Origin of the sequence: Streptomyces olivaceus (assembly GCF_000721235.1) — a bacterium.
Lineage (GTDB): Bacteria > Actinomycetota > Actinomycetes > Streptomycetales > Streptomycetaceae > Streptomyces > Streptomyces olivaceus.
In genome coordinates this window covers 25,012-38,429 of record NZ_JOFH01000010.1, presented here as the reverse complement: position 1 = coordinate 38,429, position 13,418 = coordinate 25,012, and the positions used below count along the sequence as shown (strand labels likewise).

The window sequence follows — 13,418 nt, the reverse complement described above, 5'->3', positions numbered from 1 at the left end:
AGTCACACGAGTCACACAAGTCACACGAGTCGGCTCCGGTCGGCTTGAGTCGATACGAGTGTGCCGAGTACCACGAGTGAAGGAACCATGCAGCTTCGAGCCCAGCGTGACCAGCGAGAGAAGCGAGAGCGGCGAGCGGCGGGGCGTACCCGCCTCCTCGTCTGCGCGGCCGTCGTCCCCGCCGTGCTGGTGGCAGCCGGCTGCTCCTCGGACTCCGGCTCCGACGACGCCAAGGACAAGGCCGCGAAGGAGTCCGCCGCGTCCGAGTCCGCGAGCCCGTCGCCGACGGTGCAGGCCGCGGCGTACGGAAAACTTCCGGAGCCGTGCTCGGTGCTGGCGAAGAAGTCGCTGAAGGACCTGGTGCCCAAGGCGGACTCCGGCAAGGAGGGCGGCTCCAACGACACCGCCACCCGTGCCGGTTGCTCCTGGGACAGCCTCGACGACAACGGTGTGGACGGCTCCCAGTTCCGCTGGCTGAGCGTGTCGATGCTGCGCTTCGAGTCGGACGCGACGCGTGGCGCGGGCGACAAGCTGGCGCACGACAACTTCCAGAAGCAGCTGCAGGACGCCCAGGCCACGAAGGACGCGAAGAGCCTCAAGACCGAGCAGGTCGAGGGCACGGGCGACGAGGCCTCGGTGGTGCGCTACGAGCTGAAGAAGAAGGAAGGCACCTTCAAGCAGCAGACGGTGGTGGCGCGGGTCGAGAACGTCGTCGTCACCCTCGACTACAACGGTGCCGGTCTCGCGGGCGAGAAGGCGCCGGACGCCGACGACATGGTCAAGGACGCGCAGAAGGCGGCCAAGGAGGCCGTGGCCGCGGTGACCAAGGCCAACGGCCCGGCCGAGGGCGGCGGTGGCGCGTCGAGCGGTTCGCCGGCGCCCTCCGGCGCGGGTTCCGAGTCGGCCTCCGCGTCCGCGTCGAAGTCGAGCTGACGGACCGTATCGACCTACCGGCCACCCGTTCCCCGTACACATGTGCCACTCTGTTGCGCGCAACAACAGGCACTGGGAGGGGAGTACGGGTGGCCGCGCCACTAGAGCTGACCCGGACGCATCGCGTTCTCATCGGCATGGTCGTCTTCGGCGCCGTCATCATCGCCGGCATCGGTTTCGCGGGTTCGTACGCGGCGGTGCGGGAACTGGCGCTGAAGAAGGGCTTCGGGAACTTCAGTTACGTCTTCCCGATCGGCATCGACGCGGGCATCTGCGTGCTGCTGGCCCTGGACCTGCTGCTGACCTGGATCCGCATCCCCTTCCCGCTGCTGCGGCAGACGGCCTGGCTGCTGACGGCGGCGACGATCGCCTTCAACGGCGCGGCGGCCTGGCCCGACCCGCTGGGCGTGGGCATGCACGGGGTGATCCCGATCCTGTTCGTGGTCTCCGTGGAGGCCGCCCGGCACGCGATCGGCCGGATCGCCGACATCACCGCCGACAAGCACATGGAGGGCGTCCGCCTCACCCGCTGGATGCTCTCCCCGGTGCCGACGTTCCTGCTGTGGCGCCGCATGAAGCTGTGGGAGCTGCGCTCCTACGAGCAGGTCATCAAGCTGGAGCAGGAGCGGCTGGTGTACCAGGCGCGGCTGCGTTCCCGGTTCGGCCGGGCCTGGCGCCGCAAGGCCCCCGTGGAGTCGCTGATGCCGCTGCGTCTGGCCCGCTACGGCGTCCCGCTGGCCGAGACCGCCCCGTCGGGCCTGGCAGCGGCGGGCATCGAACCGGCCCTGCTGCCGCCGGCGCCCCGGCCGGAGCCGGCGGATCAGCAGGCGTCGCCCGTACCCGAGCAGCGTCCCGAGCTGACCGGCGGCGGGGGACCTGAAGCGGGGCCACTGGAGGCCCGGGGGCCGCAGGAGACCCAGCCCGGTCCGGAGTGGAACGAGCCGGGCCCGGACCAGAACCTCTGGCTGCACGCCCGGGATCCGCAGTCGGTCGAGTACCACGGCGGCTACGACCCCACGTACGACCCGGACCAGTACGCCCTGTGGGAAGCGGAGCAGCGGCGGGCCGAGCAGTACCGGCAGCAGTTCGAGGAGGAGCCTCCCGTGCAGGAGCCCTCCCCCGAGGAGACCGGCAGCTTCCCGATACCGGTCAGCGCCCACCGCACCCGCGAGCTGGGCGAAGGCGGCGGCGCGGCGGAGCCCGAGGGCCCGAGCGAGGACGACTACTACCAGGTCTTCAAGCAGTCGCTCAACAACGGCAGCGGCTACCCCACCCCGCGCGAGTTCAGCTACGACGTCGAGGCGACCTACAGCGTCTCCGTCCCGGACGCCGAGGCCAAGCGCATGGTCCTGCGCTTCCAGGAGCGCCACACGGCGGAGCTGGAGGACGAGCACATCGCCTGAGGGCACCGCGTACGGCGACGTCGCCCGAGGGCACCGCGTACGGCGAAGGGGGCGCCCGGTGTTCGCCGGGCGCCCCCTTCGCCGTAGAGGCGGCTGCTCGTTCGCCGTGGCGGCGGATCACCGCCGCCCGCTCACTCCCCGAGCAGGGTCCGCACCCGCTCCTGTCCCACCGCGAGGAGCAGCGTGGGCAGGCGCGGGCCGGTGTCGCGGCCGACGAGCAGGTGGTAGAGGAGCGCGAAGAACGTCCGCTGGGCGGTCTTGATCTCCGGCGGCAGCTCCTTGGGCGTGGCGTCGGCGGAGAACCCGGCCTGGACCTTGGGGACGCCGTAGACGAGGTGGGTGAGCCCGTCCAGGGACCACTGGTCGGCGAGCCCGTCGAGCAGCAGCCGCAGGGACTGCCGGCTCGGCTCGTCCAGCGACTTCAGCAGCTCGGCGTCCGGCTCGCCGCGTACGACGGTGCGCTGGTCGGCGGGGACGTGGGTGTTGATCCACGCCTCGGCCTTGTCGTAGCGCGGCCGGGCCCGGTCGAGGGAGGTGATCGGGTCGGCCGGGTCCAGCTCGCCGAGGATGCGCAGCGCCTGGTCCTCGTGGCCGGCGGTGATGTCGGCGACGGAGGCGAGCGTGCGGTACGGCAGCGGCCTGGGCGTCCTCGGCAGCTCACCGGCGGCCGTGCCGACGGCGCGCGCGTGGGCGGCGACGTCACCGGGCAGGGCGCTGCCGTCGGCCACCTTGGCGTCGAGGCGGTCCCACTCGTCGTACAGCCGCTGGATCTCCTGGTCGAAGGCGATCTTGAAGGACTGGTTCGGGCGGCGCCGGGCGTACAGCCAGCGCAGCAGCTGCGGCTCCATGATCTGCAGCGCGTCGGCCGGGGTGGGCACCCCGCCCTTGGACGAGGACATCTTCGCCATGCCGCTGATGCCGACGAACGCGTACATCGGCCCGATGGGCTGCTCGCCGCCGAAGATGCCGACGATCTGCCCGCCGACCACGAACGACGAGCCGGGCGAGGAGTGGTCGACCCCGCTGGGCTCGAACACCACGCCCTCGTACGCCCAGCGCATCGGCCAGTCGACCTTCCAGACCAGCTTGCCGCGGTTGAACTCGCTCAGCCGGACGGTCTCGGAGAAGCCGCACGCGGTGCAGGCGTACGTCAGCTCGGTCGAGTCGTCGTCGTAGGCGGTGACGGTCGTCAGGTCCTTCTCGCAGTTGCCGCAGTACGGCTTGTACGGGTAATACCCGGCGGAGCCGGAGCTGCCGTCGTCCTCGGCGGCGGCGCCCGAGCCCTCGGCGGCCTCCAGCTCGGCCTCGTCGACGGGCTTCTGCGACTTCTTGCCGGCGGCCTTCGGCCTGGTCCGGTACTGGGCGAGGATCGCGTCGATGTCCTGCCGGTGCCTCATGGCGTGCAGGACCTGCTCGCGGTAGGCACCGGAGGTGTACCGCTCGGTCTGGCTGATCCCGTCGAACTCGACGCCCATCTCGGCGAGCGCGTCGACCATGGCGGCCTTGAAGTGCTCGGCCCAGTTCGGGTGCGGGGAGCCCTCGGGGGCCGGGACGGAGGTCAGCGGCTTGCCGATGTGCTCGGCCCAGGACTCGTCGACGCCGGCGACACCGGCGGGCACCTTGCGGTAGCGGTCGTAGTCGTCCCAGGAGATCAGGTGCCGCACCCGGTGGCCGCGGCGGCGGATCTCGTCGGCGACCAGGTGCGGGGTCATGACCTCGCGCAGGTTGCCCAGGTGGATGGGGCCGGAGGGGGAGAGTCCGGACGCGACGACGACAGCAGGTTTGGCCGGGGCACGGCGCTCCGCCTCGGCGATGACCTCGTCCGCGAAACGGGAGACCCAGTCGGTGGTCTCGGTGCTCTGGGCCACGATCGGCACGTCCTCTTCCCTGAAAATACTGAAACTTCCTGAAACCCCTCCGGAACCGGCCCGGAGGCAGCCGGCGCGGTCGCACGGCTGACCGCTCCATTCTCCCAGCCCGGCCCGCATCCGCGAAAACCGCTTTTCACCGCATGGGATACTCGGTTCCTGTACTACTCCGGAACCCGAGCAGAACGGCATCCACTCCATGGCCTCGGTCACGTCCCTCAGCGACTCCGTCCAGCAGCAGCTCGCGTCCGCCCTCACGGCCACCCGGCCGGAGGCCGCCGGCGCCGACCCGCTGCTGCGACGAAGCGACCGGGCGGACTACCAGGCCAACGGCATCCTCGCCCTGGCCAAGAAGGCCAAGGAGAATCCGCGGGAGCTGGCCGCCGAGGTCGTCGCGCGGATCACCACCGGCGACGAGCTGATCAAGGACGTCGAGGTCTCCGGGCCCGGCTTCCTCAACATCACCCTCGGCGACCGCGCGATCGTCCAGAACCTCGCCGCACGGCACGCGGACGGCGAGCGCCTCGGCGTGCCGCCGAAGCAGGACCCGGGCGTCACGGTCGTCGACTACGCCCAGCCGAACGTGGCCAAGGAGATGCACGTCGGCCACCTGCGCTCCGCGGTCATCGGCGACGCCCTGCGCGCCATGCTCGACTTCACCGGCGAGAAGACGATCGGCCGGCACCACATCGGCGACTGGGGCACCCAGTTCGGCATGCTCATCCAGTACCTGTTCGAGCACCCCGGCGAGCTGGCCCCGGCCGGCGACGTCGACGGCGAGCAGGCCATGTCGAACCTGAACCGGGTCTACAAGGCCTCGCGTGCGGTCTTCGACGCGGACGAGGAGTTCAAGGAGCGGGCCCGCAGGCGGGTCGTCGCGCTCCAGTCCGGCGACAAGGAGACGCTCGGACTGTGGCAGCAGTTCGTGGACGAGTCGAAGGTCTACTTCAACTCCGTCTTCGAGAAGCTCGACATGGAGATCCGCGACGACGAGATCGTCGGCGAGTCCGCGTACAACGAGGGCATGCCCGAGACCGCCCGCATCCTGGAGGAGACGGGCGTCGCGGTGCGCTCCGAGGGCGCGCTCGTGGTGTTCTTCGACGAGATCCGCGGCAAGGACGACCAGCCGGTCCCGCTGATCGTGCAGAAGGCCGACGGCGGCTTCGGCTACGCGGCCTCCGACCTCACCGCGATCCGCAACCGCGTCCGGGACCTGCACGCGACGACGCTGCTGTACGTGGTCGACGTACGCCAGTCGCTGCACTTCAGGATGGTCTTCGAGACGGCCCGCCGGGCGGGCTGGCTGAACGACGACGTCACCGCGCACAACATGGGCTACGGCACGGTGCTCGGCGCGGACGGCAAGCCCTTCAAGACGCGTGCGGGTGAGACCGTGCGCCTGGAGGACCTGCTGGACGAGGCGGTGCAGCGGGCGGCGGAGGTCGTGCGGGAGAAGGCGCGGGACCTCACCGAGGACGAGATCCAGGAGCGGGCCGCGCAGGTCGGCATCGGGGCCGTGAAGTACGCGGACCTGTCGACGTCGCCGAACCGCGACTACAAGTTCGACCTGGACCAGATGGTCTCGCTCAACGGCGACACCAGCGTGTACCTGCAGTACGCCTACGCCCGTATCCGGTCCATCCTGCGCAAGGCCGGCGAGGCCCGCCCCGCCGCCCACCCGGAGCTGGCCCTGCACGAGGCGGAGCGCGCGCTGGGTCTGCACCTGGACGCGTTCGGGAACACGGTCTTCGAGGCGGCCGCGGAGTACGCCCCGCACAAGCTGGCCGCGTACCTGTACCAACTGGCGTCGCTGTACACGTCGTTCTACGACAAGTGCCCGGTCCTGAAGGCCGAGACGCCGGCTCAGGTGGAGAACCGCCTCTTCCTGTGCGACGTCACGGCCCGCACCCTGCACCGGGGCATGGCCCTGCTGGGCATCAGGACGCCCGAGCGGCTCTGAACGCCTGCGACAGCGCGCGGCCCGTCCTCCTCCCCCGTGGGAGGACGGGCCGCGCTGGTGTGGTGGCCGCTTGGCCGCTCGGGGCCGTGCCTCAGCGGCAGTTGACCCACTTGTTGGACTTCTGGTGCCAGACCTTGTCGCCGGTTCCCTTGACGCCCCTCTTGAGGACCGCGGTGTTGCCGCGGTAGTTGGTCTCGCCGTACCACCGGTAGTCACAGGACGCACCGTGGTTGTACCAGGACTTGAAGCCCTGGAAGACCGCGAACTGGGTCAGGTTCGCGTTGTCCCCCGCGACCTTCTGCATCCGGCCGGTGTAGTTCTTCCCGGACCAGACGCAGAACCAGCCCGACGGACAGTCGCTCGCGGCCGTCGGCGCGGCCGGCGCGGCCTGGGCGGCGCCCGCGGTCCCGGCCAGCAGGCCACCGGTCATCGCGACACCGGTGGCCGCGACGGCGAGCTTCCTCGTGATGTTCATGCGGTTCCCCCTTCGCAGTCTGAGCGGGCCGGCCCCGCGGACCGGCTCGGCAATGAGCATGCGAGACGTGGGGCGGGAGCCGCCACAGGTGCCGTCGAACTGACGCCCTCGTGGGACGTCCCACCCGCTGACCTGCGGGGACACCGTCCGCCAAGTCCGTACGGCGGGACGGCGGGATGGCCGATTCCGGAGGGTGGGAGAACCTCGGTCCGGTGCGTGTCGTGGGCGCTGGGGCAGAATGGGGGCCGGGGGAACGGGAACCGGACGAGCAAGCCCGGACGCGAGTGGGGGATCATGTCGCGCTGGAAAGAGCTGCCCGCTGAACTGGATCCGCGGGTGCGCCAGTTGGTGGTGCGATTACGGCGGCTGAAGGATCACGGCGGGCTGAGCATGCGGCAGCTGGCCGCCAAGACGGGGTACAGCGCGAAGTCGTGGGAGCGCTATCTGGGCGGCCGGTCCCTGCCGCCCCGGGACGCCGTCGAGGCGATGGCCGGGATCGCCGGTGAGGACCCGACCCGGCTGCTCGCGCTGCACGAGGTCGCCTCCGAGCACTGGCCGCGCACGCGCGGCGCCCTGCCCGGGGCACCCGAGGAGGCCGCGGAGTCCGGCAGGCCGGAGCACCCGGGGGCCTCCGAGGCCGGGTACCACGACGAGGTGACCGTATCGCGCAGGTCGCGCACCGTCCGGATCACGGGCGCGGTGGCCTTCGTACTGGCCGTGGCCGCGGCCGTCCTGCTGGCGGTGCGGTTCACCGGCGCCTCCGGCTCCGGCGACGAAGACTCCGACGGGCACCCCGCGGCGGCCTCGGCCGCGCCGGTCACCGCGTCGGCCTCCGGCTCCAAGCCCGTTTACACGTGCCGGGTCCGGCGGGAGGACGGCCACTGGTACGCCGGCAACAGCCGTACCCAGGAAGCCCTCGTGGCCTTCGGCGAGGCCGGTCCCGAGGTGGCCGAGGTCCAGTGCCTGCTCGACCGGGCGGGCCTCTCGCCGGGCGAGGTCGACGGGATCTTCGGACCGCTGACGCAGCGCGCGGTCAAGCGCGTCCAGCAGCGCGACGGTCTGGTCGTGGACGGCATCGTCGGCCCGCACACCTGGAGGGCGCTGCGGGGAGCGGCACCGCATTGACGCCCCAAGCGACGCCGGAGCACTCCCGCCTGGCCACGGCGCTGCGGGAGCTGCGCACACGCACGGGACTGAGCCTGGCGGCGCTGGCTGAGCGCACCCCGTACAGCAAGTCGTCCTGGGAGCGCTATCTCAACGGCAGGAACCTGCCCCCGCGCCGGGCGGTGCAGGACCTGTGCCGGCTGGCCGGGGAGCCGGAGGGGCGGCTGCTGGCGCTGTGGGAGATCGCGGAGTCGCAGTGGAGCGGACGCGCGGCGGAGGCGCCCGCCACCCCGCAGCCCTCGTCCGGACCACCGCCGTCGTCGCCCGGACCGCCTTCTCCCGAGCCGCCGCGGAAGCCGACCCAGGACCGCCATGAGCGCCCGGACCGCCCGGAGCGCCCCGAGCGCCCGGACCGGAAGCGCCTGCTGACGGTGCTGACGTCCGTGTGCGCCGTCACCCTCGGCGGCGTCACCGCGGTAGTCGTCATGCTGTCGGACCGGCAGGGTGCCTCGGACCCCCCGCCCACCGCACCGTCCGCCCCCGGCCCCCGCTGCCGGGGCGCCTCCTGCGAGGGCCAGGACCCGATCCACATGTTCTGCGGGGCGGGACCCGACACCCTCACCACGGAGCGCACCAGCACCGGAGCCCGGGTGGAACTGCGCTACAGCCCCCGGTGCGAGGCGAGTTGGGCCCGGATGTGGCGGACGCGCACCGGCGACCGGCTGGAGATCGCGGCGGGCGGCCCGACCCACCGCGCGGAGGTCGAGGGGCAGGTCGACACCGAGTCCTACGTCTATACGGTCATGACCGCCGCCCGCCCCGGAACCGTCGTCCGGGCCTGCTTCCGGCCCGCGGCGGCCGACGCCGGACGGGAGTGCGTGGACGCCCGCGTGGGCGGGCGCGAGACCGCGGACCCGCCCGCGGAGCAGCGGAGTACGGCGGGGAGCGCAGCGCCTACCGCAACGCCTCGCCCAGCCTCCGCAGCCCCTCGGCGATCTCGTCCGGCGTCTGGGTGACGTAGCACAGCCGCAGTGTGGCGCGGTCGGGCTCGCCCGCGTAGAAGGGGGCGCCGGGGACGTACGCCACGTCGTGCCGGACGACGTCGGCCAGAAGGGCGGTGGTGTCGTACGAGCCCGGCAGCCGGACCCACAGGAACATGCCGCCCTCGGGCCGGGTCCACGCCGACCCCGCCGGGAGGGCGTCCGCGAGGCCCGCGAGCATGGCGTCCCGCCGGGTCGAGTAGGCGGCGGCGACGCGCGCGACGTGGGCGTCCAGGTCGCGGTCGGCGAGGTAGCGGGCGGCGGCGAGCTGGTTGACGGTCGGCGTGTGCAGGTCGGCGGCCTGCTTGGCGACCGCGCAGGCCCGGCTCAGCTCGGCGGGCGCCCGCAGCCAGCCCAGGCGCAGGCCGGGCGCCATGACCTTGGAGAAGGAGCCCAGCAGCACGGTCCGGTCGCGGGCCCCCTCGTGGGAGGCGATCCACGGCACCCGCTCGCCCTCGAAGCGCAGTTCCCCGTACGGGTCGTCCTCGACGATCCACAGCCCGCACCGTCCGGCGACCTCGGCCACGGCGGCACGGCGCGCGGCCGGCATGGTGCGGCCGGTGGGGTTGGAGAAGGTGGGGACCGTGTAGAGCAGCTTGGGGCGCTCGCGCACCACCAGTTCCTCCAGTGCCTCCGGGTCGATCCCGTCCTCGTCGCCGGGCACGGCCACCACCCGGGCGCCCGCGAGGCCGAACGCCTGGAGCGCGGCCAGGTAGCAGGGGCTCTCGACGAGGACGGTGTCGCCGGGTTCGAGCAGGGCGGTGGCGAGGAGCGACAGGGCCTGCTGGGAACCGGTGGTGACGAGGATGTCGTCGGCGTCGGTGCCGAGCCCGCGGGCCGAGGTGCGGGCGGCGAGCGCGGCCCGCAGGGCGGGCTCGCCCTCGGTGGTGGAGTACTGCAGGGCCCGCGCGGGCTCCTCGGCGAGGACGGCCCGGTACGCCTCGGCGATGCCGTCGGCGTCGAACAGCTCGGGCGCCGGCAGCCCGCCCGCGAAGTTGATCACCTCGGGCCGGGCGGTGACGGCGAGGATGTCCCGTACGGGCGAACCGCCGATCGACCGGGCCCGCGCGGCGAGCGGCGGCAGCGGGGCGGTGGCGGCGATGGGCGGGGTCTCGGTCGCGGTCATGTCCGCAGCGTAGGGAAGTGCGTGCCACCTACAACAGACTTTCCGCGATTCGGACACCGTGCTACGGGCCCGCCCCGCCCTCGCCCTGCCATCACTCGCGTCAGCCGCCCTCCACCAGCTCCCAGCCTTTGCCGCCGAGGGGGTAGGCGTAGTAGGAGTCGTCCCGGGAGGCGCTGGTGCGGAACGGCCGGCCGTGGTCGTCGACCCGCATGATGCCGTGCCGGCCGCCGCTGGACCACTCCAGCTCCAGGTACCAGCTGACGTCGTGGCCGCTGGTGTGCGCGTTGACGAAGAAGACCTCGGGGTCGTTCTTGGTGACGCTGTACGGGAAGTCCCGCTGCCCCCCGATCGGCGTCGCCAGCGGGGTGCCCAGGTCGAGCGAGACGTCGAAGGCCTTGGTGTCGACCTGGCCGCCGCAGCCGTTGCCCATCACGTACTGGTTCCAGTCCAGCGGCGGTCCGCTGCTCACCACGCGGACGTGCAGGTCGTTCAGGACGACCGTGTCCGCTCCGGTGCCCTGCACGGTGAGGACGGCCATCTGCCGGTTCGCGGAGACCGCCTTGAGGGGGACGGCCCAGCCGACGGCGCCCTGCAGCGGAGGCGGCTTCGGCACGTTCTTCGGGCTGCGGTCGACCAGGAAGGCGTGGTCGCAGGGCACGTCCCAGTGGTACGGGGTGGTCGACACGGTGAACAGGGGCCCGTCGTCGGGTGCCTCGCGGCTCGGCCCGGCGGCGCCGGGGCCCGACGGGGCCGCGGAGACGGAGCCGGACGCGGACACGGAGGCCGACGCGGACGCGGACGGCGACGAGGTCTCGCTGCCGCTCGGGGACGGCGATCCGGTGGCGGCTTCGGACTCCGGCGCGGAGTTCTGTGCGACCGCCCCGGCCGGACCGTGGTGCTCCTTCTCGTCCGGGTCGGCCAGGAGGTTCAGCGCGAGCGCGACGGCGGCACTGACGGCGACGACGCCGGTCGCGGCGTACAGCGCGACGCGCGGGACGCGGCGGCGGGGCGGGACGGATACGGCGGGCGCGGTGGCTGCGACGGGTGCGTCCCGTACGAGCGGGGCGTCCGGGACGGCGGGCGCGGCGGGCGGGGCGGGCGCGGCGGGCTCGTTGCCCTCCTCCCCGCCGGGGCAGTCCCCCTCATTCTCCGCGACGGCCTCCTCCTTGACGGTGCCGTCCGTGACGGTCCCGTCCTTGCCGGCCCCCTCCTCGCTCTCCTCCCCCTTCTTGACGCCGCGCAGCGCGTCCGCGCGGATCCAGCGGCGGTGGAGTTCGAGCAGTTCCCCGGGTGTCGCCCGGCACGCGCGGGCGAGGCGCTCGACGGGGGCGAACTCCACCGGCACCACCTCCCCGTTGACGTACCGGTGCAGGGTCGAACCGCTCATGTGCAGCCGCTTGCCGAGCGCCCCGTAGCTGAGTCCGGACCGCTCCTTCAACTCCCGCAGCAGGCCCGCGAAGTCGTCCCCCGCCACCGTTCCTCCCTCTCCTCGCACCCTGTCGCATCCCCGTACCGTGTCCCAGGAAGGCGCCGTTCCCGCAGGTCAGAGCGTTCCCGGCGTTCCATCGTCCCGCATGTTCCCCCGTCGCTGGCGGCCGGGACGGACACGGCCGCAAGCTAGGGCCATCCAAGCAGCCGCTCCCGGCGAACGGTCGAGCGGCTCACCCGAACTCCACTTCCCAGGGGGAACTTTCATGTCCGCACGCACCACCCGTACCCGTCTGTTCGCCGCCGCCACGGTCGCGCTGGCCGCGCTCTCCCTGACGGCCTGCGAGGGCGACGGGCTCAACACGGGCTCCCCGAAGCCGGCCTCGTCCTCCGCGTCGGCGGACGAGAGCACCGGGCCCTCGGACGACGCGAAGGACGACACCGGCAGCGCGGGGTCGAGCGGTTCCGCCGGTAAGGACGACGCGTCGGGGTCCGGGACGGGTTCCGGCTCGGGCGAGGGTTCCGGCAAGAACACCGGCGGTGGCAAGGACTCGAACTCCGGCTTCGGTTCGGACTCCGACTCGGACCTGCCCGGCAAGTGCTCCGCGTCCGACGTCCGGATCACCGCGAAGAACGCGCCCCGCCCGATCAACCACCTGCTGCTGACCGCCACCAACACCGGCTCGAAGACGTGCACGCTGCCGCAGTACCCGGCGGCCCGGTTCGGCGAGGCCCAGTCGGTGCCGCCGGTCGCGGAGTCCAGCAAGCCGCAGGCGCTGACGACGCTCGCCTCGGGCGAGTCCGGCTACGCGGGCGTGCGGCTGTCGTCCGGCGACGGCAGCGCGGAGGGCGGCCACGAGGTGAGCACCCTGACCATCCCCTTCGAGGACGGCTCCATCGCCCGGGCCGAGCTTCCCTCCGGCGGCGTGCACGTCGACAACGACCTGACGGTCACCTACTGGCAGACCAGCGCCGCGAACGCGCTCGAGTACTGAAGGGGTCCACGGGCCCGTCGCACCCCGTGCGCGGCGGGCCGGCACAGGTCGGTCAGCGCAGCGTGCGGGCGACCTCGGTCGCCCAGTACGTCAGGATGTTGCGCGCGCCCGCCCGCTTGATCCCGGTGAGTGCCTCCAGGATGGCCCGGTCGCGGTCGATCCAGCCCTTCTCGGCGGCGGCCTCGATCATCGAGTACTCGCCGGAGATCTGGTAGGCGGCGACGGGCACGTCCACGGCGTCGGCGACCTTGGCGAGGATGTCGAGGTAGGGCCCGGCCGGCTTGACCATCACCATGTCGGCCCCCTCCGCCAGGTCCAGCGCCAACTCGCGCATCGACTCGCGCGCGTTGGCGTAGTCCTGCTGGTAGGTGCTGCGGTCGCCCTTGAGCGAGGACCCGACCGCCTCCCGGAAGGGCCCGAAGAAGGCCGAGGCGTACTTGACGGTGTACGCCAGGATCGCGACGTCTTCCCGCCCGATCTGGTCGAGCGCGTCCCGGACGACGCCGATCTGCCCGTCCATCATCCCGCTGGGCCCGACGATGTGCGCGCCCGCGTCGGCCTGGACCTGCGCCATCTCGGCGTACCGCTCAAGGGTGGCGTCGTTGTCGACCCGCCCCTGTTCGTCCAGCACGCCGCAGTGCCCGTGGTCGGTGAACTCGTCGAGGCACAGGTCGGACATGACGAGCAGCTCGTCCCCGACCTCGGCCCGCACGTCGCGCAGCGCGACCTGGAGGATCCCGTCGGGGTCGGTGCCCGCCGTCCCCGCGGCGTCCTTCTTCCCCTCCTCCGGCACGCCGAAGAGCATGATCCCGGAGACGCCGGCCTCCACCGCCTCCGCGGCGGCCTTCTTCAGCGTGTCCCGCGTGTGCTGGAAGACGCCGGGCATCGCCGCGATCGGCACCGGCTCGCGCACGCCCTCGCGGACGAAGGCGGGGAGGATGAGGTCGGCGGGGTGCAGCCGGGTCTCGGCGACCATCCGACGCATCACGGGGGTGGTCCGCAGCCGCCGGGGCCGGGTGCCGGGGAAGGATCCGTACGTCGTCATACCACCTACGCTACGCCCGCCCCACCCGTGCCTTTGCCGAC

General features: G+C 72.5%; 11 protein-coding genes. 6 read left to right on the top strand and 5 right to left on the bottom strand.

Annotated features, from left to right (window positions below; genetic code table 11):
* Positions 1–87: 87 nt before the first annotated feature.
* Both IG94_RS0112910 and IG94_RS0112905 read left to right on the top strand, forming a co-directional pair.
* Complete coding sequence (locus IG94_RS0112910; protein WP_031034857.1) at positions 88–933, top strand: DUF3558 family protein; 846 nt, start codon at positions 88–90, stop codon at positions 931–933.
* A gap of 89 nt (positions 934–1,022) precedes the next feature.
* A complete protein-coding gene (locus tag IG94_RS0112905) occupies positions 1,023–2,336 on the top strand; it encodes a DUF2637 domain-containing protein (protein ID WP_031034855.1) in 1,314 nt (437 codons plus the stop codon).
* Between the two features lie 131 nt (positions 2,337–2,467).
* On the opposite strand, the gene lysS is transcribed toward IG94_RS0112905, so the two are convergent.
* Positions 2,468–4,213 (bottom strand): lysine--tRNA ligase, encoded by a 1,746-nt coding sequence (gene lysS / locus IG94_RS0112900; RefSeq protein ID WP_031034852.1) that lies wholly within the window; start codon positions 4,211–4,213, stop codon positions 2,468–2,470.
* A gap of 190 nt (positions 4,214–4,403) precedes the next feature.
* Here lysS and argS point away from each other — a divergent pair, with 190 nt between their 5' ends.
* Positions 4,404–6,164 (top strand): arginine--tRNA ligase, encoded by a 1,761-nt coding sequence (gene argS, locus IG94_RS0112895; protein WP_031034850.1) that lies wholly within the window; start codon positions 4,404–4,406, stop codon positions 6,162–6,164.
* A gap of 91 nt (positions 6,165–6,255) precedes the next feature.
* Here the strand turns inward: argS and IG94_RS0112890 are convergent, their stop codons facing one another.
* Entirely contained in the window at positions 6,256–6,639 is a 384-nt protein-coding gene (locus tag IG94_RS0112890) for a peptidase inhibitor family I36 protein (RefSeq protein WP_031034849.1), read from the bottom strand.
* A gap of 294 nt (positions 6,640–6,933) precedes the next feature.
* Between IG94_RS0112890 and IG94_RS0112885 the strand changes: the two genes are divergently transcribed.
* A complete protein-coding gene (locus IG94_RS0112885; RefSeq protein ID WP_031034847.1) occupies positions 6,934–7,764 on the top strand; it encodes a peptidoglycan-binding protein in 831 nt (276 codons plus the stop codon).
* Positions 7,761–8,759, top strand: a complete 999-nt coding sequence (locus IG94_RS0112880) for a helix-turn-helix domain-containing protein (RefSeq protein WP_063763383.1) — start codon at positions 7,761–7,763, stop codon at positions 8,757–8,759. The genes IG94_RS0112885 and IG94_RS0112880 overlap by 4 nt, the downstream gene beginning before the upstream one ends.
* Here the strand turns inward: IG94_RS0112880 and IG94_RS0112875 are convergent.
* Together IG94_RS0112875 and IG94_RS0112870 are read right to left on the bottom strand one after the other, a co-directional pair.
* Entirely contained in the window at positions 8,698–9,909 is a 1,212-nt protein-coding gene (locus tag IG94_RS0112875; RefSeq protein WP_031034843.1) for an aminotransferase-like domain-containing protein, read from the bottom strand. The genes IG94_RS0112880 and IG94_RS0112875 overlap by 62 nt on opposite strands.
* A 100-nt stretch (positions 9,910–10,009) precedes the next feature.
* Positions 10,010–11,383 (bottom strand): helix-turn-helix domain-containing protein, encoded by a 1,374-nt coding sequence (locus IG94_RS0112870; RefSeq protein ID WP_031034841.1) that lies wholly within the window; start codon positions 11,381–11,383, stop codon positions 10,010–10,012.
* Positions 11,384–11,603: 220 nt separating this feature from the next.
* Here IG94_RS0112870 and IG94_RS0112865 point away from each other — a divergent pair, with 220 nt between their 5' ends.
* Positions 11,604–12,332, top strand: a complete 729-nt coding sequence (locus tag IG94_RS0112865; RefSeq protein ID WP_031034838.1) for a DUF4232 domain-containing protein — start codon at positions 11,604–11,606, stop codon at positions 12,330–12,332.
* A gap of 52 nt (positions 12,333–12,384) precedes the next feature.
* On the opposite strand, the gene hemB is transcribed toward IG94_RS0112865, so the two are convergent.
* Positions 12,385–13,377 carry a porphobilinogen synthase gene (gene hemB, locus IG94_RS0112860; protein WP_031034835.1) on the bottom strand — a complete coding sequence of 331 codons (993 nt, stop codon included), beginning with the start codon at positions 13,375–13,377 and terminating at the stop codon, positions 12,385–12,387.
* Positions 13,378–13,418 lie beyond the last annotated feature (41 nt).

Coding starts and splice junctions, on each gene's coding strand:
- IG94_RS0112910 (WP_031034857.1), top strand. CDS start 88: ATGCAGCTTCGAGCCCAGCGTGACCAGCGAGAGAAGCGAGAGCGGCGA.
- argS (WP_031034850.1), top strand. CDS start 4,404: ATGGCCTCGGTCACGTCCCTCAGCGACTCCGTCCAGCAGCAGCTCGCG.
- IG94_RS0112890 (WP_031034849.1), bottom strand. CDS start 6,639: ATGAACATCACGAGGAAGCTCGCCGTCGCGGCCACCGGTGTCGCGATG.
- IG94_RS0112885 (WP_031034847.1), top strand. CDS start 6,934: ATGTCGCGCTGGAAAGAGCTGCCCGCTGAACTGGATCCGCGGGTGCGC.
- IG94_RS0112875 (WP_031034843.1), bottom strand. CDS start 9,909: ATGACCGCGACCGAGACCCCGCCCATCGCCGCCACCGCCCCGCTGCCG.
- IG94_RS0112865 (WP_031034838.1), top strand. CDS start 11,604: ATGTCCGCACGCACCACCCGTACCCGTCTGTTCGCCGCCGCCACGGTC.
- hemB (WP_031034835.1), bottom strand. CDS start 13,377: ATGACGACGTACGGATCCTTCCCCGGCACCCGGCCCCGGCGGCTGCGG.